Genomic DNA, 23,583 nt, shown 5'->3' with positions numbered 1-23,583 from the left:
TTTATCCTTCTCTTAAAAATATGACATTTGTCATGTTTCATTTTTAATCTAGTTTTTTACTTGTCATGTTACTGGCAATAGTGGTGAAAACCACAATACTAATAGAACTTAGAGGCATTAAAACGGCTGCAACAACAGGTGCTAATTGTCCGGTTACAGCAAAATACAACCCAATACAGTTGTAAATAAAAGAGAGTAAAAAACTCCACTTTATAATTTTAATCGCCGATTTTGAGATTTTAATGAATTTGAATAATTGATTAAATTTTGAAGCATCTAAAATGGCGTCGCAAGCTGGAGAAAACACATTTACATTTTCAGAAATGGCAATACCAACATCGCTTTGAGCCAAGGCACCAGCGTCATTTAGGCCATCGCCTACCATAAGCACTTTAGCACCCTCGGTTTGATGGTATTTTATATAATCTAGTTTATCCTCTGGTTTTTGGTTAAAAATAAGTTTGGTTTTGCCAGGAAGCAATTTCGTTAAGTTGTCTTTTTCTCCTGAATTATCACCAGATAGGATGACCAAATCAAATTCTTTTTTAAGTTGATTAAACAATTTTGAAAGCCCTTTTCTGTAAGCGTTATGGAAAGTGAATTTGCCTTTATATATGTTGTTGGTGCTAACGTGAACAGTTGTGTTAAGTGTTGACAAATCCTTTTTATTGCCTGCAAATGGGGCAGAGCCAACTCTAATGTTTTGATTTTTATAGGTTGCTTCAATCCCCATGCCTAAATGTTCAGTGTAAGCATCTAATGTTAGTATGTTGTGCTGGTTTAAAATGTTGTATAACGACCTACTCAATGGATGGTTAGAGCCACGTAACGTACTCTTTAGTAAGGTTTCTTCTTCTTGTGTGAGTTGTAGTCCTTCGTAATCTATACTTGTTTCTTTGTTGGCTGTAATGGTTCCCGTTTTATCAAAAATAACGGTGTTTATTTTTGAAAGCTGTTCGATAACCGAAGCATTTTTGAGATAAAATTTCTTTTTCCCTAGAATACGTAAAATATTGCCTAACGTAAAGGGAGCAGCTAATGCAATAGCACACGGGCAAGCAATTATCAACACCGAAGTAAATACATTTAACGCCTTGCTGGAATCTACCACTAGCCAAAATAATGTGGATAAAATGGCGATGGAAAGGATGGTTAGGGTAAAGTGTTTACTTATTCTGTTTGTAATGTTGTTGAATGACAGTTCTTTGTCTTGTTTGAACACATCGTTGCTCCAAAGTTGGGTTAAATAACTTTGCTCGACCGATTTTAAAACATCAACCTCAATACTGCCATAAAGCTGCTTTCCGCCTGCAAAAAGTTTGTCGCCCGATTGCTTTGATACGGTTTTCGATTCACCGGTTACAAAGCTATAATCAATTTGGGCGTTTCCTTTAATTAAAATACAATCAACGGGAATAAGCTCTTCATTCCTAATTAAAAGCCGATCGCCTTTTTCAATGTCGTAAACCTGTATGGATTCTTCTGTACCTTCCTCTAATATTTTTGTAATTCCAATAGGGAAGTACGATTTGTAGTCCCGTTCAAATGATAAAAAAGAATAGGTTTTTTGCTGAAAAAATTTCCCAAGGAGCAGGAAGAAAACCAATCCGGTTAAGCTATCGAAAAAGCCAGAACCCCAATCGAACATGATTTCAATTGAACTCCTTAAGAACAAAACAATAATACCCAATGCAATAGGCACATCAATGTTAAGCATGTGCGATTTCAATCCTTTTAAAGCTGAAACAAAATAATCTTGAGCCGAGTAAAAAACCACGGGTAAAGAAAACGCAAACATAAGCCACCTAAATAGCGGTTTGAATTGTTCGAGCCAAAATTCGCCTACTTCAAAATATTCCGGAAACGATAAAAACATCACATTTCCAAAGGCAAAACCAGCAACGGCTAATTTGTAAATTAAGGAGCGGTTAACTTCTTTTTTGCCAACACTGTAATCGTCTAAGCTTATAAAAGGTTCATAGCCAATGCTACTTAATAGCGTAACCAATCTTTTTAGAGAAAGTGATTCCGATTGAAAAGTTACTCGTACCGTTTTTTTTCCAAAATTCACCGTAGATGAATTGATATCCGGACTTAACTTGTTTAGGTTTTCTAATATCCAAATACACGAACTACAATGGATGTGCGGTATGTATAGGGTGACAATTTGTATGCCATCGCTATTAAATTCAAGCAACTGCTCAATAATCTTTTCGTTTTCCAAAAAGTTATATTTACCTTCAATGTCTTTTGGCGTGGCACCTGGGGCTTGCTGTAAATCGTAATAGCAGGTAAGGTCGTTTACGCTAAAAATCTCGTAAACGGTTTTACACCCGTTACAACAAAACGATTTGTTATCGAAAATAATATCGGAAGAAGCGGAATGCAGTCCGCAGTGGAAACATGTTTTATGCTCCATAATATTTGCTCATTTATACCTTGGGCAAAAATCAAAAAACAACTTGTTTATAAATATGATATTTGTCATGTTTTATATATTTTTACATAACTTCAATTTTTAAAGGTGCATGACAAATTTTAACCCAAACAATAACAAAAATGTTAATTATAATCCATTCAGATATTTACTTGGTTTGAGACAACTGTTGTTTTTATTTAAATAATTACACTAAAGATTTATTTCGATGTTTCAAGACGAAAAAAATGTTTTTAATGTGCTTTTTGAGACCGTCTCGGAGGGCGTTATTGTAGTAGATAGCGAGCAAAAAATTGTAGCGGTCAATATTTCAGCGGAACGTATGTTTGGTTATAAGAAGAAAGAACTTTTATATGAGAAGCTAGATGTTTTGATTCCACAAAAGTTTCGTGCCTCTCACGGAGCTCATGTTGAAGGCTTCATGGAGCAGAATGAAAGTAGGCAAATGGGGCGTGGACGCGATTTGTATGGTGCCCACAAAGATGGTGGTATATTTCCTGTTGAGGCAGGTTTGAATCCATTAGAAATAGGCGGTAAATCTTATGTTATGGCTTTGGTCATAGATATTTCCATAAGAAAACAACAAGAGTTGGAATTGCAAGAACTTAATGCGGAACTAGAGAAAAAAGTTGAAGAGCGCACGAAAGAATTGAGTAACACCGTAGAAAGTTTAAAAACTGTTAATTCAGAGCGCGATGCCGAAATTAAAAAACGTATTGTAGCCCAGAATAAAACTAAGGAAGCATTAAAAAAAGAAATGGAGCTTAATGAGTTGAAAACCAAGTTTTTATCCCTTGTATCTCATGAGTTTAAAACGCCTTTAAGCGGTATTTTAACATCAGCCATGTTGCTTGGAAAGTATAAGTTAACCGAGCAACAGGAAAGAAGAGATAAACACATAAAGACTATATCAGACAAAGTTCACTACTTAAACAATATTTTAAACGATTTCTTGTCGATTGAAAAGCTCGAAACAGGCAAAGTTAATTATAAATTCAGCACCTTTAAAATAAGTAAGGTGGTCAACGAAGTGGTTTATAATGCAAACATGCTTTTAAAAGAGGGGCAGACTATTAACTATCCCGAAAATATTGACGAGTACTCACTGTTTCAAGACGAGAAAATACTTGAACTAGCGTTGTCAAACTTAGTGAATAATGCTATTAAATATTCATCTGAAAACACGTTGGTGGATATAAAAATAAAGCAAGACGATGAGTACACTACCTTCAAAATTAAAGATAACGGAATAGGTATTCCTGAAAAAGACCAAGTAAGAATATTTAATCGTTATTTCAGGGCCGAAAATGCATTGTTAACTCAAGGGACGGGCATCGGTTTAAACATAGTAAAAAGTCATTTGGAACATCTAGGAGGTACTATAAGTTTTAAAAGCAAAGAAAATAGAGGAAGCGAATTTATATTTGTAATACCAAACAGGGCAAAACAATAAAAATAGACACATGAAAAAAGTATTATTGATAGAAGATGATGTCATTTTAAGGGAGAATACGGCAGAATTGCTGGAATTGGCTAATTATTCGGTTACAACAGCACCCAATGGTAAAGCGGGGGTTGAGTCTGCTAAAACCAATTTACCCGATATAGTGGTTTGTGATATTATGATGCCCGAATTGGACGGTTATGGCGTTTTGGGAGAATTAGCGAAAAATGATAGTACCAAACATATTCCGTTTATATTTTTATCCGCAAAAACCGAGCGCAAGGATGTTAGAAAAGGAATGGATTTAGGAGCGGACGATTACATTACCAAGCCATTTGAGGAAGATGAACTTATAAGCGCCATAGAAAGCCGTTTAGCCAAAGCGGCCATCTTAAAGGACAATAATGAGGAGGATAAAATTGTAGTAACTGAACCTTCAGATGGAGAGCTTAGAACGCTTAACGATTTGAAAAATTTTTTTGATGACAATGGCGATGAGATAAGCTACAATAAAGGAGATGTCATTTACGAAGAAGGTCAAAACTCAAATTATATTTATTTGATATCTAAAGGATTGGTAAAATGCCATAAATTAGATGAAAATGGAAAAGACCTTACAACTGCTCTCTATAAGGAAGATGATTTATTTGGTTACACATCCTTCACCCAAAATACACCATACCAAGAAACGGCTGCAGCGGTAGAAGAATCAAAATTGGTCGCTATTTCAAAAAGTAAGCTTAAAAATGTACTTGAAACCAATCATGATGTTACGTTAGAACTCATTCAGTTATTAACCGAAGACATTACAAATGTTAAAGATCAATTGCTGGAAATGGCATACAGCTCCGTAAAAAGGAGAACAGCTACAACCATCTTAAAGTTTGCGGAAAAACTGGATAGAAAACCCGATGAGGCCATCAGAATTTCCAGAAACGATTTGGCAAGTGTTGCCGGGGTTGCTATTGAAAGTTTAATAAGGACACTTTCCCGCTTTAAGGATTCAGGCCTTATTGAAATTGAAGGTAGAAATATCAGAATATTAGACATTAACAAACTTCAAGAAATAAGCTAAATTTTTCAAGTTTGGGAGAATTATGATTTTGGTCATATTTCATTAAATGGCATGCTTTTACCTTTGTTTTATAAGAAGAAAAAGCGCATGAAGAATATTTTGATACCTACAGATTTTTCAGAAAACTCCTGGAATGCAATCGAATATGCCCTCCATTTTTTTGAAAAATCACCATGTAATTTCTATTTATTGCACGTTAATTCGGCTCGTACTTTAGAAACAGCCCAAAACTTATGTGGGCAGAACAATGGTGTCGCTTCAAAAATGCTAACCAAACCTTCAAAAGTTTTTTTAAAAGAAACGGTAGAACGTATTAAGGGTAGTTTTCCTAAAAACCCCAACCATAGGTTCTTTACAATTTCAGACCAAAATAACCTTGTAGATTCTATTAGAGAACAAGTTGCACTCAATAGAATTGATTTTATTGTTATGGGAACAAAAGGAGCCTCCGGTGTCAATGGGTTTGCAATTGGCTCAAATGCGGGCAATGTCATTACAAAAGTAAAGTGTACAACATTGGTTGTTCCAGAAAACGCTAAGTATATTGAGCCAAAAGAAATAGCGTTTCCTACCGATTTTTCAATTTTTTACCACCCAGATATTTTACAGCCTATAATAGATGTTGTTGATAAAAGTAAAGGGGAATTGAACATTTTGCAGGTTAACAAAAGAGGTGTTAACCTAAACGAAGACCAACAAAAAAACAAAGAGTTTTTGGGTGATTTTTTTAACAACCAAAAACACAGTTTTCATTTTTTAACAAATAGTCACATAGAAAACGCCGTTCAGGAATTTGTTGATTCAAAAGGAATTAATTTAATAGCTATGTTAGCTAAAAATCTAAACTATTTTCAAAGGATATTATTCCAAGCGTCTGTAAATAAAGTTAGTTATTATAAAGACGTCCCTTTTTTAGTTTTGCATTAAAATAACTTTTGGTGAATTTTATTCAGTGCATTTATTTTAAATAAAAACCACAGGTATGGGAAAATGCGAGCAATGTATAATAAAACAGTTTAACGCTTTAAAATCACTAACCAAGGCAGAATTGGTACGTATTTCGGGTTGCAAAACTCAGCAAACCATAAAGAAGGGAGAGGTTATTTTTGAAGAAGGCGAAGTAGTCAATGGCGTTTATTGCGTAAAAGATGGTATTTGTAAATTATCAAAGTTAAGCGAAAACGGAAAAGACCAAATTGTAAAAATGGTAGTCAAGGGCGACTTGCTTGGTCAGCGTTCACTTATTTCTGGCGAAACTTCAAATTTGCAAGCAGTAGCCTTAATCGATATGGAAGTTTGTTTTATTCCTAAAAGTGAAATTATTGACGATCTTCAAAACAATCCCAAATTTTCTTTTGACGTTTTGCAGGAAATGGCCAGAGACCTTAAGGAGTCGGATGATATTATAGTAAACATGGCTCAAAAATCGGTTAGGCAGCGTTTGGCAGAAACCTTAATTTATATTCACGACAGCTTTGGCGTTAACCCAGATAAAACATTAAGTGTATTACTTTCTCGAGAAGATTATGCCAATATTGTGGGAACGGCAACCGAATCTGCCATCCGCGTACTATCTCAATTTAAAAAAGAAGGACTTATTTCTACCACAGGAAAGCACATAAAAATTGTAGATTTAGAAGGTTTAAGGCGAGCTAAATAATACCTATATGTCTAACTTTTTGTGCCATAAATAAATCTAATGGCATTTGTTCCCACGTTGTATAAAAAAACAGTAATTTTATACAGCTATGGAACAAAAACATACATTTAAAAAAGGATTTGTTTTTAAAAGCTATAAGGCACCAAATCAATCTCCTTTCGACAAACTTTTCGATATTTTCAAGGAATTGATTACCCACACCTCTGGTGATTTTGATGAAGCCATCGATTGGTTGCGCGAACTGGACAAGGAATATAGTTTAACGACTCCAGAATATACCATTGAAGATTTTATTGAAGACCTTAAAAAGAAAGGTTATTTACGCGAAGAAATTAATCCCGATGGCAGTGGAGGCCTTGCGATTACGGCTAAAACAGAACGCGCTATTCGTCAACAGGCCTTAGACCAAATATTTGGTAAGATTAAGCGAAGCGGTCAAGGTAACCATAGAAGTAAAAGTCCTGGAATAGGCGATGAGCATACAGGAGATTTTAGAAACTATCAATTTGGTGATGCGCTGGACAAAGTATCCATGACTGAAAGCTTGAAAAATGCACAAATAAATCACGGTATTGCGGATTTTACCCTTTCGGAAAGCGATTTGGTGGTTGAGGAAACACTTCATAAATCCCAAATGAGTACGGTTTTGATGATTGATATTAGCCACAGTATGATTCTTTATGGTGAAGACCGAATTACTCCCGCCAAAAAAGTAGCTATGGCATTAGCTGAACTGATTACCACTCGATATCCAAAGGACACCTTAGATATTTTAGTGTTTGGTAATGATGCCTGGCAAATTGAAATAAAAGATTTGCCCTATTTAAAAGTAGGGCCTTATCACACGAATACAGTAGCAGGGTTGGAGTTGGCTATGGATTTACTCCGAAGAAAACGGAACACCAACAAACAAATTTTCATGATAACAGATGGTAAACCAAGTTGCTTGAGGTTGCCTAATGGCGAATATTTTAAGGATAGCTTTGGATTAAACCCTAAGATTACCAACAAATGTTATATGATGGCCCAACAAGCCAGAAAATTGCACATTCCTATAACCACATTTATGATTGCAAAAGACCCATATTTAATGCAATTTGTTAGGGAGTTTGCTCATGCCAATCAAGGCAAAGCATTTTACACCGGCCTAAAAGGTTTAGGAGAAATGATTTTTGAAGATTACGAAACCAATAGAAAAAAAAGAATTAGGGGATAAGAGCCCCACCTGGGCTCCCCAAAGGGGAGTTGATAAAAATATAAAAATTAAAAATATACCCGCAATAGTTTCCTCTCCTTTGGAGAGGGCTAGGGAGAGACTTATGGAACATATAAAAACTTTGGGCGAATTAAAAAAATCTGGTTACGAAAGTAAATCCATTAAAGATGAATTACGCGATAATTTAATTCAGAAAATAAAAAACAACGAAACTACTTTTGAAGGTGTGCACGGTTACGAACATACTGTGATTCCGGAATTAGAGCGTGCTATTTTGTCTCGTCATAATATTAACTTGTTGGGACTTCGTGGTCAAGCAAAAACACGATTGGCCCGTTTAATGTTGAATTTATTGGACGAGTACATTCCTTATGTGGAAGGCTCAGAAATTAATGATGATCCTTTTAACCCCATTTCCCGCTTTGCAAAAGAGCTGTTAAAAGAAAAAGGTGACGATACACCCATTGCGTGGTTACATCGTAGCGAAAGGTTCGCCGAAAAGTTGGCCACACCCGATGTTACCGTTGCAGATATTATAGGAGACGTGGATCCTATAAAAGCGGCCAATTTAAAATTAAGTTATGCCGACGACAGAGTGATTCACTATGGCATGATTCCAAGAGCAAACCGAAGCATATTTGTAATTAATGAACTGCCCGATTTGCAGGCCCGTATTCAGGTGGCCCTATTCAATATATTGCAGGAAGGTGATATCCAAATTAGAGGGTTTAAATTACGATTACCACTCGATATACAATTTTTGTTTACAGCAAATCCAGAAGATTATACCAACAGGGGAAGCATTGTTACACCTTTAAAAGATAGAATAGGTTCCCAAATATTAACACACTACCCGGTAAATATTGAAACAGCGAAATTAATTACCAATCAAGAGGCACGGTTAGTTGAGAGTCAGAAATCTGTTGTAGCGGTTCCCGATTTGGCAAGAGATTTGTTGGAGCAGGTTGTTTTTGAAGCTCGAAAAAGTGAATTTATTGATGCCAAAAGTGGCGTAAGCGCACGTTTGAGCATTACTGCTTTAGAAAACCTGTTAAGCACGGCAGAACGGCGCGCTCTTAAAAATGGTGATGAACAAACAGTAGTAAGGTTATCAGATTTTGTTGGTATTATTCCGTCCATAACAGGTAAAGTAGAATTGGTTTATGAGGGCGAGCAGGAAGGTGCCGCAGTTGTTGCTCAAAATTTGATAGGTGAAGCCGTTAAGAGTTTATTCCCCATTTTATTCCCTAAAATTGAAAAGCTTCAAAAGCAAAATGGGGAAAGCCCGTATGACGAGGTTGTGTCATGGTTTTTCAACCTTAAGGAAGGATTTGAGCTCATGGACGATTTAAAGGATAAGGAATACAAAAGTTTATTGAGCTCTATTACGCCTTTAACAGTTTTGTTGAATGAATATCAACCCAATGTAGCTGAGAAAGATAGCTATTTTATTAAAGAATTTGTGCTTTGGGCTTTGGTCGAGTTTAAACTATTGAGCAAGTATAGGTTTTCAGAAGGTATTCAATTTAAAGATCCCTATGGAAGCTTTATAAGTGACATTTAATCCATTTTCAGATTAAGACTTTAGCTTCTTTAAATTTTCAAATGTGCATTTAAATCCATATTATTTTTCAGTTCTAATAAAAAAGAATCTCCAATCTCTAAAATGTAGGTTTCAACCTGTTTTTTCATTATATTAAGCAAATAAACGCAGTTTTTTGAAGGTTTTAGGACGAAAATCGTCAAAAAATGTAAAAAGATGATTCTTAATATATGGATAAAGATTTTGTAAAAAAGAGTCCTGTAAAACTCTTGTCTTTCGATATTGATAATACATTAATTGAATTTCACACCCTAAAAGGTAATTTCACCAAAATATGGAATAAATATAAAGACGAAACAGATGTGCTGCTCACCTTTAATACGGGCCGTCTTATAGATGATGTTAAAAACCTAATAAAGAAAGGCATCTTACCCGAACCTGATTACATTATTTCAGGTGTAGGTACGCACATTTATGATTATCCTAAGCAATGTGTTGTGAAGGAATTTAATGATGTTCTTGATGACGGCTGGGATATAGGGGCAGTTGAGGACATTATTCAAAATATAAACCATCCAATTAGTGAGCAACCTTCTCGCTTTCAGCATTCCTATAAAAGAAGTTACTTTTTTTATGATGCTACATCAGATCATATTGATGGGATAGAGCAGGATTTTGCAAATGCTAATATGCACATTAATGTTGTTTATTCTGGTGAAAAGTTTTTGGATATTTTACCAAAATATGCCAATAAAGGTAATGCGTTACAATGGCTACTTACTAAATTAAATATAAAAACCAGTGAGGTGCTGGTGGCTGGTGATAGCGGAAACGATTCTGCTATGTTCAATCTCCAAGATATTAAAGGAATAGTGGTTGCCAATGCTCATGAGGAGCTTTATAAATTTACAAAATACAGGCAAATATACCATGCAGAAGGGGAATATAGTAATGGTGTGATTGAAGGTTTGGTGTATTACGAAGTTCTTTCAAAAGATGCTCTTGCCGCCATGGAGAAAGACCATTCCGAAGATTTTATAATCAAACAGGAGTTAAGCAATATTGCACTTGAGGATGAAGATGAAAAATTAGCCCTAATACGAGAGGGTTATACAAAGGCTATCGAAGCTTTAAAAAAGAACATTACGCCGTTGGGATTTTCGGCATGTTCGATTAAAGATAATGTACCAAGCGGTACAGATGAAAACTACCATAGTGTTTGGGCGCGCGATGGAGCTATTACCGTTATTGGTTCGCTTCCGCTTATTCGTGATAAAGAGATTCATGAATGTCAAAGACAAACATTAATTACGCTTTTTGAGCATATTTCGCGAAATGGGCAAATTCCTTCCAATGTTCGAATTAAAGATAACGTACCTGATTATTCTGGAGTTGGCGGTATTTGTTCCATAGATAGTGGTATATGGGTGGTAATTGCGTTTTATGAGTATGTAAATGTTACAAAGGATATGAAATTCCTTCGTAAATATATTTCCGACATAAAGGAAACTATGCGTTGGTTAGGAGCGCACGATAGTAATAATGATGCCCTATTGGAAATACCTGAAGCTGGTGATTGGACGGATCTATTCGGTGGAAGCTACAACATACTATATGACGAGATTCTGTGGTACCGCGCCAACGTGTGTTTTGGGCGTATGCTGGAAATGTTGGGGCAGTATGAAGAAGCTGGTGAGTATATTAGATGGTCTCAAGTTATTAAAAAAGAAATTTTACAAAATTTTTGGCCGTCCACTCAGCAGAAGCTGTTTCAATCGGTTTCTTTTGCCGAACGTCAATTTACACTTGGAGATACTTCATATTTAATTGCTCAAACGACGCCATTTGATTTTAGCTGGCGTTGTGATGTTTTTGGAAATGTACTGGCCTTTTTACACGGTACGGTAGATGCCGAAAAAGCGCATCAAACATTTAAATTTATGTTGGGTGTGGGCGTAAATGATCCATTCCCAGTCTCAAATGTGTATCCAGTAGTGACGCCGGGTGATCCTGATTGGAGACCATATTATACCGTTAATTTGTTAAACCTGCCAAACCATTACCATAATGGAGGTATTTGGCCATTTGTTGGAGGGTTCTGGGTTAAATTTATTAACAAATTAGGTCTAAAGGATGTGGCCGTTTCAGAGCTTCATAAATTGGCATTAATCAATAAAGAAGGATTAACAGAAGAATGGGAATTTACCGAGTGGGCACATGGTACTACTGGTAAGGCTATGGGAAAAGCATATCAGGCTTGGTCGGCAGCGCAATACATTTCTGCTTGCCATCATTTAGGAATAATTAATTAACAAAATATAGAAACTATGAAATCGATTTTGATGATCTCTTTGCATGGATATGTAGGTGCAAACGCCGAATTAGGAAAGCCAGATACAGGAGGGCAGGTTGTGTATGTTTTAGAACTAGCAGAACGTTTTAGCAGGTTGGGAAAACGTGTGGATTTGGTAACGCGACAATTTGAAGATCAGCCAGAATATGACCATGTAGATGAAAATTACAGCGTATGGCGTATTCCTTTTGGAGGCAAGAAATTCATCAGGAAAGAGGACATGCACGATCATTTAAAAAAGTTTGTTACCAACACTTTGGCAGCCATAAAAAAGGAAAATAAAAAATACGATATCGTTTATAGCCATTATTGGGATGCTGGTTGGGCCGGACAAAAAATAGCTGAAGAATTGGGTATCTCCCATGTGCATACACCCCATTCTCTAGGTTGGTGGAAACAGCATACCATGGGAAGCGATATGGAAGAAAAGGAAATGGAAAAAAAATACCGTTTTAAAGAACGTATACGAAAAGAGTATTTTGTTTTTCAAATGTGTAATTATGTCATTGCTACAACATTACCTCAGGTTGATTTGCTCACGCAGCAGTACGACGTGTTGCCTAGAAATTGCGGTATGATTCCGCCCGGAATAGATGAAAACCGTTTTTATCCTGTACCATCAAAAGAGAATGATAAAATTCGGGCCAAATATGATATTCATCCAACAGATATTTTGGCATTGGGTAGAATGGCTCACAATAAAGGTTACGATTTACTCTTACAGGCATTGCCAACGGTTTTCGAACTTTGTCCAGAAGCCCGCTTAGTGGCCGCTATTGGTGGCGACCAGTCTGCACAAGATGATAAAGGCGTTGCTGGTTTAAAAAAGCTAGCAGGCGAATTGGGTGTGTTAGATAAAATTACTTGGAAAAACTATGTAGATGATAAAGATTTAGCTAATGTATATCGAGCGGCCAATATTTTTGCTATGCCATCAAGGTATGAACCATTTGGAATGGTAGCCATCGAGGCTATGGCTTGTGGTACACCAAGTGTTGTTACCGTTCATGGTGGGTTGTACGACTTGATTGATTTTGGTAATCAAGCACTTTTTGCAGACCCCCATCGTCCAGTGGAATTTGGTGCTATGATGGCTATGCCATTGCGATATCCTAAATTACGTAATGAACTTTCTGTTGAAGGTGCGCGGTTTGCACGCAGAAATTTTGGGTGGACAGGTATTGCTAAACGTATTTTGGCTATATTTAATAGTTCCATCAACCAACAGTCGATGGAATCAAGTATTTACACGAATTAAAATATTACCAGTTATTTCTAGATTTTATATTATTAGCGCATAATCGAATGATTTCGGTTATGCGTTTTTTTCTTGTGGCTTCCCGCTTGGCATGATTTAACCAATATAAATAACTTTTTCTGTAGGAAGGCGCAAAATTTTGATAGTTTCTAAAAGCTGATTGGTTTTTGTTAAATTCCATTTGCAAATCCTCAGGGATAATGCCGTTCTCCACATCATCTAAAACGCTCCAACAGCCATTCCGTTTGGCAATTTCTACGCTTCGCAAACCCTTTTCGTGCATTAAATTTTCTCCTAATAATTCTTCAATATATTTTTTGTTTAATGCACTCCAAACACTCTTTTCATTCCTTGGTGAAAAATATTGTCTACGTTTTCCATTGCCCAAGCTTTTTACGGTAGAATCTATCCATCCGTAACATAAAGCCACTTTTACGGCTTCTTCCCATCGCATGCTGTCGTTTACATGGTCAACTTTGTAAAAAATTAAGTAAACACCTTTTGATGTGCTATGGTTTTCGTGTAACCACTCACGCCACTCGGTATCGTTTTTAAAATACAGCTCAGGTAGTTTGGTCAAATCTAATTTTTTTTACTTTCCACATAAAAATCAGGGTCAATTTTAAAAGAATCAATTTTATTTTCAAAAGTTAAGGTTTGCCAATCTGATTTTGGAAATAACCATTGCGATTTGTTGTTTATGTTAATTTGAATGGGCATGTCGAAATTTTCAATAATATTGGTCCATCGGTAATTTAATTTAGCCTTTTTAATTGAATATTCTAAAGTTGGAATTTTTGTAGTTCTTAAATATTGATTAAAAAATTCGGTTAAATCGATACCTGTTTCAGTAGATAGAAAGTTTTCTATTTGCCGTGTTGTAACGGTTTGGTGATAAAATGTGGTATTCATCTTTCTCAAAATACCTCGCCATTTTTCGTCGTCTTCAATAAGTTGCCTGAGTGTATGCAACATATTGGAGCCTTTGTAGTAGATGTCTGCAGAGCCCGTGGTGTTTACTCCGTAAGGACCAATTAACGGTCTATCGTTTTTGATGTTTTTGCGCGTACCAATTACATATTCTGAAGCGGCTTGTTTACCGTAATAATAATCTAAAAAGAGGTTCTCGGAATAGGAGGTAAAGCCTTCGTGAATCCACATGTCAGCCACATCTTTGTTGGTTATGCTATTGGCGAACCATTCGTGGCCAGATTCATGAATGATGATAAAATCGAATTTTAAACCCCAGCCTGTACCCGAAAGGTCGTTACCTAAATAACCATTTTTATATTGGTTGCCATAAGTAACGCAACTTTGGTGTTCCATTCCCAGATAAGGGACCTCAACCAATTTATAGCTGTCGGCATAAAACGGATATTGCCCAAACCAATGCTCAAAAGCTTCCATCATTTTAGGGGCATCTTTAAATTGATTTTTGGCTTTTCCTAAATTATCTTTTAAAACATAATAATCCATATCAAGGTTTCCGGCCATACCATCATATACTTCTGAAAAATTAGTGTAGTCACCAATATTTATGCTTACCCCATAGTTGTTAATGGGGTTGCTCACAAACCATCGGTAGCTTTTGGTATCGCCATATTGATCAACACTTCTAAGTCTTCCATTTGAGACGTTTGTTAAATCTGAAGGTACATTAACGCTTATTTGCATGCTATCTACTTCGTCGTACATATGGTCTTTACACGGCCACCAAACGCTAGCTCCTAAACCTTGACAGGATGAGGCTATGAAATGATTACCGTTAGCATCTTTTTTCCATGAAATACCACCATCCCATGGAGGACGAATGGCCTCTTTTGGATGACCTTCATAAAATAATTCTAGTTTTTTTATGTTTCCAACTTTTTGGCTGTCGATAAGTTTTATGAAGTGTGCGTTGCCGTCATGTTTTATATTTAAATTAACCCCATTTTGAATAGCCTTCAACAATTTCATAGGAGGTTGCAAATCAATTTGCATGACCGATTCATTTTTTAAAACTTTGTATTGAACGGTGTTTTTACCAGAAATGAATTTTTTATTGGGGTCTACTTTAATATCGAGATTGTAATAGGTTAAATCCCACCAAGCTCGTTCTGGTGTGATGCTACCTCTTAAAGTATCTTGTCTCGTGAAGTTGTTTTTTTCAGCAAGTAAAACTTGAGATAATCCTGGAAAGTAAAACGTTGTAGATAAAAAAAGTGCTAAATATAACCGATAATTCATTTTGATAATTTCATGTAAATTAAGAAAAAAGCTTCTTAAGTATATGTTAAAAATTAATGTTATTAATAATTGAGGATACCGATTTTTATCGATTTACTCATTTAATAAAATAAAAAAAACGCCTCAAAATTTAGTTTTGAAGCGCTTTTCAAATTTGAGTTAGTCACTAATACTGTTTAAAAGCAGTATTTATTTTCTTTTATCACTTTTTCGGCAATAATGTGTCTTAATTCTACAATATTGGGCATGTTTACATACTTAATGTACCGTTTTAAGCCCATAAGCATCATGCGTTGTTCGTCGCCTTTTGAGAAGGATATTATCGAATGTTTTCCGGCAGTCTCAATTACATCAATAGCATGGAACAAGTTGAGCTTGGCCATAGCTATTTGTTCTTTTACTTGGTCTTTGCCCTCTTTTTTGGCAATTTTTTCAGCACGAAGTATAGCCGATTCTGCTAAGTATATTTGAATTAAAATATCTGAAGCGGCTAGCATTAATTGTTGCTGCTTTTCGATTTCTTCTCCATATTTTTTAAGAGCGGCACCCGCAACCATCAAGAATAGTTTTTTGAGGTTTTTGATAATACTTTTTTCTTCTGAAAACAATTCAGAGAAATCCTTTGGTTCGAATGAGGGAATGCCCACTAATTCCTCAGCTACTTCTTGAGCTGGAGTTAATAAATCAACATGGCCTTTCATAGCTTTTTTTATGAGCATACCAATGGAAAGCATTCTGTTAATCTCATTGGTGCCTTCATAAATTCTGGCAATTCTGGCATCACGCCAGGCCGATTCTATTGGGGTTTCTTCCGAAAATCCCATACCACCAAAAATTTGTATACCTTCGTCTGTACAATTCTGGATGAATTCTGAAACGGCCACTTTAAGAATAGAACATTCAATGGCATATTCTTCAACACCTTTTAGCTCTGCCTCTTGATCAGTGTCTTTACCATTATTTTTTCTTAAGGTTATTCGATCTTCAATGTTTTTTGAAGCACGGTATGTTGCGGCTTCACCAACCCAACAATTGGTTGCCATTTCAGCTATTTTTTGTCGAATGGCACCAAAACTGGAGATGGGAGTTTTAAACTGAATACGCTCATTGGCGTATTTAACAGATTCTGTTATTGTGCGCCTTTGTGCATCCAAACACGCTGCAGCTAATTTTATTCTACCGACATTTAAGGCATTCATGGCAATTTTAAAACCATTTCCTCTTGTAGATAGCATATTTTCAGCAGGAACTACAGTGTCGTTAAAGAATACTTGTCTGGTTGAAGATGCGCGAATCCCTAATTTGTGTTCTTCTTCACCCATGGTTATACCATTGGGGTTTTCGGGGTCGTATTCTATAATAAATCCTGTAATATTTTTGTCGTCTTCAATACGCGCAAAAACAATCATTAAACTGCAGAATCCGGCATTTGAAATCCACATTTTTTGCCCTGTAATTTTGTATGATTTACCATCTTCAGAAAGAACAGCTTTTGTTTTTCCAGAATTGGCATCACTCCCCGCACTTGGTTCGGTTAAACAATAAGAACCAAACCATTCGCCCGTGGCTAATTTCGGAACATATTTTTGCTTTTGTTCTTCATTTCCATACAACGTAATTGGCATCGTGCCAATACCTGTATGAGCCCCAAACGCTGTACTGAAAGATCCTGTGGCACCCGATATAAAATCGCAAACTAAAACGGTATCGACAAAGCCCATGCCCATACCACCATATTCCTCAGGAACCGAAATACTCAAAAAACCAAGTTCGCCTGCTTTTTCCATGCACGATTCAGTAAGCGCGTAATCTTTCTTTTCAAACTGTGCTTTATTGGCCCAAATTTCCCGATCAACAAATTCTGTTACAGCTTCTTTCATCATTTGCTGGTCTTCGTTGAAATCTTCAGGGGTAAATATGTCTTCGCAATCAATTTCCTTAACCAAAAATTGTCCGCCACGTAAAATATCTTTTTCCATTAGTTTACTGTTGTTTTAATTTAAAAATTCAAAAATGCCGCATGCTCCTTGGCCTGTTCCCACGCACATGGTAACTGCGCCATATTTCCCCTTCATGTTACGTTGGCGCATTTCGTCAAATAATTGAACGGAAAGTTTAGCACCCGTACAGCCTAATGGGTGGCCTAGAGCAATGGCTCCACCATTTACATTTACAATATCTGGGTTTAAGTCTAGCTCTCGAATTACAGCTAAAGACTGTGAGGCAAAAGCTTCGTTGAGTTCTATAAGTTCCAAATCCTCTTGTTTTAAACCTGCAAGTTTTAGTGCTTTTGGAATCGCTTTTACAGGACCTATGCCCATAATTCGTGGTTCTACACCGGCTGCTGCATAATTTACTAATCTAGCAATAGGCTCTAAGTTAAGCTCCTTCACCATATCTTCGCCCATTATCATTACGAAAGCTGCTCCATCACTCATTTGCGAAGAATTGCCTGCCGTAACACTTCCGCCTTGAGCGAAAACAGGTCTTAATTTTGCTAAAGCCTCCAAGCTTGTGCCTTTTCGTGGACCTTCATCTTTAGTTACCGTATAAGTTTTTGTTGCTTTTTTTCCGTTGGTATCGATATAGGTTTGCTCGACTTCGATGGGAACAATTTGATTTTGAAAGCGATTTTCTGCTTGTGCTTTCAAGGCTTTCATATGTGAATTATAAGCAAATTCATCTTGGTCTTGGCGAGATACTTTAAACTGGTTGGCTACGGCTTCAGCAGTATTTCCCATTCCCCAATAGTATTCTTCGTGGCCTGCTTTGACTATATCGTAATTTAATTCTGGTTTGAAGCCCGTCATAGGCACGGCACTCATACTTTCAGCTCCACCAGCAATAATACAATCGGCCATTCCTGTTTGAATTTTGGCCGCAGCGATGGCAATAGTTTCAACACCAGAAGAACAAAATCGGTTAACCGTTACCCCTGGCACTTCAACAATATCTAATCCCATTAATGAGATTAACCGGGCCATGTTTAAACCTTGTGAACCCTCTGGCATGGCATTTCCAACAATAACGTCGTCTATTCGAGTTTTGTCTAAATTGGGCAATTGTTTCATCATGTACTGAATGGTCTCCGCGGCCAATTCGTCGGTTCTCTTAAATCGAAAAACGCCCTTTGGAGCTTTACCTACAGCGGTTCTGTATGCTTTGACTATATATGCTTGTTTCATCTTCTTTGGCTTTTAGCTATTAGCGGTTTGCTATTAGCTTGTCTTAATAAATTTTAAAGAGCCAATTGCCAATAGCTAACGGCAAATAGCTTAGTAATTTTAATTACGTAATGGTTTTCCTGTTTTTAGCATGTGCTGGATGCGTTCTAAAGTTTTTCGTTCTGTACATAAACTCAAGAAAGCTTCGCGTTCTAGGTCCAATAAATATTGCTCGCTGACTAAAGTTGGTTCAGATAAATCGCCGCCAGCCATAACATAGGCTAATTTGTTTGCAATTTTATGGTCGTGCTCGCTTATGTAGTTTGCTGCTTCCATAGAATCAGTGCCTACTAAAAACATACCGAGGGCTTGTTTCCCTAATACTTTAACATCGGTTCGTTTTATCGGTTGGGTGTAACCAGCTTCAGCCAGCAGTTTGGCGTGTGCTTTGGCCGTAGCAATCTGTCTGTCTTTGTTTACAACCACGATATCTTTTCCTTTTTGAAGAACACCCAAATCAAAAGCTTCATAAGCTGAGGTTGATACTTTTGCCATACCAATGGTTAGGAAATACTCTTGTAAAACGTTGAGTTCTACATCACCTTTTCTAAACGTGTCGGATGCTCGCAAGGCCATTTCTTTTGAACCGGCTCCGCCAGGAATAACACCAACACCAAATTCTACCAAGCCCATGTAGGTTTCGGCAGCGGCTACTACTTTATCGGCGTGCATGGAAAGTTCACAAGCGCCGCCCAACGACATGCCATGAGGGGCAGAAACTGTTGGGATGGCCGAATATCGCATACGCATCATGGTATCCTGAAAATATTTAATGGCGCCGTTTAATTCATCGTACTCTTGCTCGACCGCCATCATGAAAATCATCCCAATATTAGCACCAACTGAGAAATTGGCTCCTTGGTTGCCGATAACCAATCCCTCGAAATCTTTTTCTGCGATATCGACTGCTTTATTTAAACCCGCCAATACATCACCACCAATGGTGTTCATTTTTGATTGGAATTCGCAATTTAAAATGCCATCACCCAAATCTTCAATAACCACATCGGCATTTTTGAAAACTTCGTTAGATTTTCTAATGTTATCTAATATAATGAAGGCGTCTTGTCCTGGTACTTTTTCTTGATTTTTTGAAGGAATATCATAAAAACAGGTTGCCCCGTCTTTAATAGTATAAAATGAAGGACTTCCTGATAAAAGCATATCGTTAACCCATTTTGCAGGTTCTAAGCTTTCAGCTTTTATCATTTCAATACCTTTTTCAACACCAATGGCATCCCAGATTTGGAATGGACCGTGGCCCCAACCAAAACCGGCTTTCATAGCATCATCGATTTTATATAATTCATCTGAAATTTCAGGAAGTCTGTGTGACACATAAGCGAAAAGAGCAGCGAATGTTTTTCGATAAAATTCTCCAGCTTTATCTTTTCCCGAAATCAAAACTTCAAATCTGTCGATTACGTTATCTATCGATTTTGTTAATTCTAAGGTAGCGAACTTCGCTTTTTTTGACGAACGGTATTCAAGGGTGTTGAGGTCTAACGACAGGATTTCGCTTTTTCCATCATCTCCTTTAATTTTTTTGTAGAACCCTTGTCCTGATTTACTACCGTACCATTTGTTTTCCATCATGGTATTGATGAAATCGGGTAGTTTAAATAACTCTAAACGTTCATCATCTTTACAATTTTCTGCAATACCGTTGGCTACATGCACGAGTGTATCCAAACCAACAACATCAACTGTCCTGAAAGTGGCAGATTTTGGACGGCCTATTACCGGCCCTGTAAGTTTATCAACTTCCTCAACTGTTAAATCCATTTCCTTAACAGCGTGGAACAAACTCATGATGCTAAAAATACCAATTCGGTTTCCTATAAAGGCAGGCGTGTCTTTGGCTACTACAGAGGTTTTTCCTAAGAACTGTTCACCGTAACCATTTAAAAAATCTAAAACGTTTTGGTCTGTTTTTGGTCCCGGAATAATTTCAAATAGTTTTAAATAACGCGCCGGATTAAAAAAATGAGTTCCGCAGAAATGTTTTTGGAAATCTTCGGTTCTACCTTTACTCATAAATTTTATGGGAATTCCAGACGTGTTACTGGTTATAAGTGTGCCGGGAGTTCTGTGTTTTTCAAGTTTTTCAAAGACTTGTTTTTTTATGTCCAACCTTTCAACCACAACTTCCATTATCCAATCTACATGGGCTACCTTGACAATATCGTCTTCCAGATTTCCGGTTGTAATTCTATTAGCGAATTTTTTATGATAAATAGGGGAGGGCTTTGATTTTAAGGCTGTAGCCAAAGCATCATTAACCAATCGGTTTCTAACTACTTTATCATCTAAAGTTAAACCTAGTGCTTTTTCCTTGTCATTTAGTTCTCGCGGAATAATATCAAGAAGCAACACATCCACACCAATATTGGCGAAATGACATGCAATACCACTACCCATAATTCCTGAGCCAATAATGGCTATATTTTTAATTTTTCTTTTGCTCATTTTTTAATGACTAATCGTTTTGATTATATATCTTTTTATTGCAAACCATTTCGTTAATGGCTTCGGCCACTTCATAAAAATGATTGATTTTTTCCTCTGAAATATTGGCTCTGATGACTTCGTTAAAAGTGAGTACTTTTTCTCTAGATTGATTTCTTTTTTCCCGGCCAAATTCTGTTAAACTTATGATTACACCACGACCATCTTCTGGGTTTGGATGGCGTTCAATAAGCCCTTTTTTTTCCATAGTTTTTAAAATCCTTGATAGGCTTGTGGCTTCCATGCCCATTTTTGGTCCTAAGGCGGTTGAAGGTGTTCCTTTTTCCGGGTCTATACTTAGTAAGGTAAAGCCAGTTGCCATCGTACTTTCAAATTTTGCGGCTTCTTCATTATACATTTTTTGAACACTTAACCAAGTCGTTCGTAATATGTAGTCGATGGTTTTATCTTTCATTTATTAATTTTAGTTATCACTTTTAACTATTATATAAAGTTGACGGTTAGACTTTAATTATTGGTTGCTGTAGCCCAAATATAAAAAAAATTACTATGCACGCATAGTAATTGGGGCAAAATTTAAGGATAATTTAAATAATGGAATTAAGCCTTCTTATGACCGGTATATTTTTTCAACCAAGTCTGTATACTTCTTCTTGATAACATCCCTTTTCATTTTCATGGTGGGTGTGAGGTGGCCCGCATCAATAGACCAGTTTTCTGGGGTTAATTCAAACTTTTTGATTTGTTCCCATTTACCGAATTTGGCATTACAGTTGTCAATTTCTTCTTGAATTCTTTTTTGTATAATTTCTGAGGTGGCTATGTCAGCTTCAGATTTTCCAATTTTGAGTCCTTTATGTTCAATCCATTCCTGAATAAATTCAAAATTAGGTTGAATAAGTGCAGCTGGCATTTTTTCGCCTTCACCAATTACCATAATTTGCTCGATAAATCTAGATCGTTTCAGTTCGTTTTCAAGTAACGTGGGAATAATGTATTTCCCTCCAGAGGTTTTAAACATTTCCTTTTTACGGCCAGTAATTTTCAAAAAGCCGTCTGCATCAAACTCACCTTTATCTCCTGTATGGAAATAATCACCACTCATAACGCTTTCGGTTTTTTCAGTTTCTTTATAATAACCCATCATTACGTTAGGGCCCTTTACTAAAATTTCACCGTCTTCGGCAATCTTTACTTCTACACCGTCAATTACCTTGCCTACATGGCTAATCTTCCAATTTCGGTTTCTTTTATCACTGGCTGAAACTCCCGGAGAGGTTTCAGTAAGTCCGTAGCATTCCATAATCGGCATATTTGCAGCGCCAAATATTTTGCCCAACCTAGGCTGTAATGCGGCACTACCTGAGGCCAAGAAGATAATATTTCCGCCCAATGCTGCTTGCCATTTACTAAAAATGAGTTTGCGGGCAATACCAAGCTTTAATGCATACCATAAACCGTTTTGTTTGTATGGTTTGTATTGTGCTCCAACTTCAACGGCCCAAAAGAAAAGTTTTTTCTTTAAACCAGATAGTTCTGCCCCCTTGGCAATAATTTTATCGTAGACTTTTTCTATTAATCTTGGTACAACCGTCATGGTATGCGGTTTTATTTCTTTCGCGTTATCGCCAATTTTATCAAGAGCTTCAGCAAAATAGGTCTCTATGCTAACATATTGGTACAGATAGGTGAAGACACGTTCAAAAATGTGGCAAATAGGAAGGAAGCTTAACGCTCTGTCTTCAGGTTTTAATGGAAACCTTTTTTGCGCCGCCAAAACATTGGAAACAATGTTATTGTGAGAAAGCATCACTCCCTTTGGTTTTCCAGTGGTGCCAGATGTGTAAATAATAGTGGCTAATTCTTCGGGCCTTACATCGTTTTTCCTTTTTTCAACCTCGGTTTGATTGCTATCGTCCTTGCCAAGTTCTAGTAATTCAGAATAATGTTTACAACCTTTAATGTGGTCGAACGAATAAACCTCAATGAGTTTTGTATTTGTTTTTACCTGATTGATTTTGTCCAAAACTTCTTCGTCTGAAACAAAACAATAAATAGATTCACTATGGTTCAGTATATATTCGTAATCCTCAGCACTTATGGTAGGGTAAATAGGGATGTTTTGAGCCCCAACTTGCAAAATACCGATATCTACAATATTCCACTCGGTTCGGTTGGTAGATGAAATAACCGCAATCTTGTCATTTTTATTTATTCCGAGTTTTAACAAAGCTCTGCTTATGGCGTTCGCCTTATCAATATATTCTTGAGTGGAAGTTTTTACCCACTCACCATTATATTTAGTTACCAAACAGGCCTCTAAAGGGTAATTGTTTAATTGGTAATGTGGAAAATCAAAAAGTCTGGTTATATCTTTCATGCAATTTTAGATAGTCTAGTAGTGCAAAATAGGAAATTAAAAGTGATTTTCAAATAATCAATATTTATGTTAGGTCTAGTCCATATAGGTTATTTATTTTGAGTTTTTACAGTTGTTTTTAGTTGAAAGAATTGCTTTTTTAAGAAAAAAGTACATCTAACCTGATAACCATACTTCGGTATTTCTTTGATGTTTAACTGAAAATCTTGTCAACTTGGTAGTTTTTTGTGTGTTTTTTTGTGTTTTGGGTGGTTTTTGAGCTCTTTTATTGAGGTGTGTTTAAATCGTTATGCGA

The 23,583-nt window shown here is 36.6% G+C and carries 16 protein-coding genes; 8 read left to right on the top strand and 8 right to left on the bottom strand.

Annotated elements, in window-relative coordinates; translation table 11 throughout:
- Positions 1-43: 43 nt before the first annotated feature.
- Positions 44-2,419, bottom strand: a complete 2,376-nt coding sequence (locus ACIEHO_RS09455; RefSeq protein WP_406971020.1) for a heavy metal translocating P-type ATPase — start codon at positions 2,417-2,419, stop codon at positions 44-46.
- A 226-nt stretch (positions 2,420-2,645) separates the two neighbouring features.
- On the opposite strand from ACIEHO_RS09455, the gene ACIEHO_RS09450 reads away from it, so the two are divergent.
- The 8 genes from ACIEHO_RS09450 (at position 2,646) to ACIEHO_RS09415 (ending at position 12,986) form a co-directional block, all read left to right on the top strand.
- The gene (locus ACIEHO_RS09450) at positions 2,646-3,890 is read left to right on the top strand and encodes a PAS domain-containing sensor histidine kinase (RefSeq protein WP_406971018.1); all 1,245 of its coding nucleotides are present in this window, start codon (positions 2,646-2,648) and stop codon (positions 3,888-3,890) included.
- Between the two features lie 10 nt (positions 3,891-3,900).
- The gene (locus ACIEHO_RS09445) at positions 3,901-4,956 is read left to right on the top strand and encodes a response regulator (RefSeq protein WP_406971016.1); all 1,056 of its coding nucleotides are present in this window, start codon (positions 3,901-3,903) and stop codon (positions 4,954-4,956) included.
- 87 nt (positions 4,957-5,043) lie between these two features.
- Positions 5,044-5,883, top strand: coding sequence for a universal stress protein (locus tag ACIEHO_RS09440; RefSeq protein ID WP_406971013.1), 840 nt, complete (start codon positions 5,044-5,046; stop codon positions 5,881-5,883).
- A gap of 55 nt (positions 5,884-5,938) precedes the next feature.
- Complete coding sequence (locus tag ACIEHO_RS09435) at positions 5,939-6,616, top strand: Crp/Fnr family transcriptional regulator (protein WP_406971011.1); 678 nt, start codon at positions 5,939-5,941, stop codon at positions 6,614-6,616.
- Between the two features lie 88 nt (positions 6,617-6,704).
- Positions 6,705-7,832 (top strand): vWA domain-containing protein, encoded by a 1,128-nt coding sequence (locus ACIEHO_RS09430; protein ID WP_406971008.1) that lies wholly within the window; start codon positions 6,705-6,707, stop codon positions 7,830-7,832.
- Between the two features lie 103 nt (positions 7,833-7,935).
- Positions 7,936-9,396: a magnesium chelatase gene (locus tag ACIEHO_RS09425; RefSeq protein ID WP_406971006.1), complete on the top strand. Its 1,461-nt coding sequence runs from the start codon at positions 7,936-7,938 to the stop codon at positions 9,394-9,396.
- Between the two features lie 209 nt (positions 9,397-9,605).
- Complete coding sequence (locus ACIEHO_RS09420) at positions 9,606-11,687, top strand: HAD-IIB family hydrolase (protein ID WP_406971003.1); 2,082 nt, start codon at positions 9,606-9,608, stop codon at positions 11,685-11,687.
- 15 nt (positions 11,688-11,702) lie between these two features.
- Positions 11,703-12,986 (top strand): glycosyltransferase, encoded by a 1,284-nt coding sequence (locus ACIEHO_RS09415; RefSeq protein WP_406971001.1) that lies wholly within the window; start codon positions 11,703-11,705, stop codon positions 12,984-12,986.
- A gap of 4 nt (positions 12,987-12,990) precedes the next feature.
- On the opposite strand, the gene ACIEHO_RS09410 is transcribed toward ACIEHO_RS09415, so the two are convergent.
- The 7 genes from ACIEHO_RS09410 to ACIEHO_RS09380 all read right to left on the bottom strand — a co-directional run bounded on the left by ACIEHO_RS09410 (position 12,991) and on the right by ACIEHO_RS09380 (position 23,288).
- Positions 12,991-13,566, bottom strand: coding sequence for a YdeI/OmpD-associated family protein (locus tag ACIEHO_RS09410; protein WP_406970999.1), 576 nt, complete (start codon positions 13,564-13,566; stop codon positions 12,991-12,993).
- Between the two features lie 2 nt (positions 13,567-13,568).
- Positions 13,569-15,215, bottom strand: a complete 1,647-nt coding sequence (locus ACIEHO_RS09405; protein ID WP_406970997.1) for a M1 family metallopeptidase — start codon at positions 15,213-15,215, stop codon at positions 13,569-13,571.
- Between the two features lie 176 nt (positions 15,216-15,391).
- A complete protein-coding gene (locus ACIEHO_RS09400; protein ID WP_406970995.1) occupies positions 15,392-17,194 on the bottom strand; it encodes an acyl-CoA dehydrogenase family protein in 1,803 nt (600 codons plus the stop codon).
- Positions 17,195-17,209: 15 nt separating this feature from the next.
- Complete coding sequence (locus tag ACIEHO_RS09395; protein WP_406970992.1) at positions 17,210-18,400, bottom strand: acetyl-CoA C-acyltransferase; 1,191 nt, start codon at positions 18,398-18,400, stop codon at positions 17,210-17,212.
- 99 nt (positions 18,401-18,499) lie between these two features.
- Positions 18,500-20,908 (bottom strand): 3-hydroxyacyl-CoA dehydrogenase/enoyl-CoA hydratase family protein, encoded by a 2,409-nt coding sequence (locus ACIEHO_RS09390; protein ID WP_406970990.1) that lies wholly within the window; start codon positions 20,906-20,908, stop codon positions 18,500-18,502.
- 10 nt (positions 20,909-20,918) lie between these two features.
- Positions 20,919-21,362, bottom strand: coding sequence for a MarR family winged helix-turn-helix transcriptional regulator (locus ACIEHO_RS09385; RefSeq protein WP_406970988.1), 444 nt, complete (start codon positions 21,360-21,362; stop codon positions 20,919-20,921).
- Between the two features lie 156 nt (positions 21,363-21,518).
- Positions 21,519-23,288 (bottom strand): AMP-dependent synthetase/ligase, encoded by a 1,770-nt coding sequence (locus tag ACIEHO_RS09380; RefSeq protein ID WP_406970986.1) that lies wholly within the window; start codon positions 23,286-23,288, stop codon positions 21,519-21,521.
- Positions 23,289-23,583 lie beyond the last annotated feature (295 nt).

This window comes from Flavisericum labens (assembly GCF_045446075.1).
Classification (GTDB): Bacteria; Bacteroidota; Bacteroidia; order Flavobacteriales; family Flavobacteriaceae; genus Flavisericum; species Flavisericum labens.
Note: the sequence above shows the minus strand (reverse complement) of the source record. Positions and strands in the feature narration are given on the sequence as shown.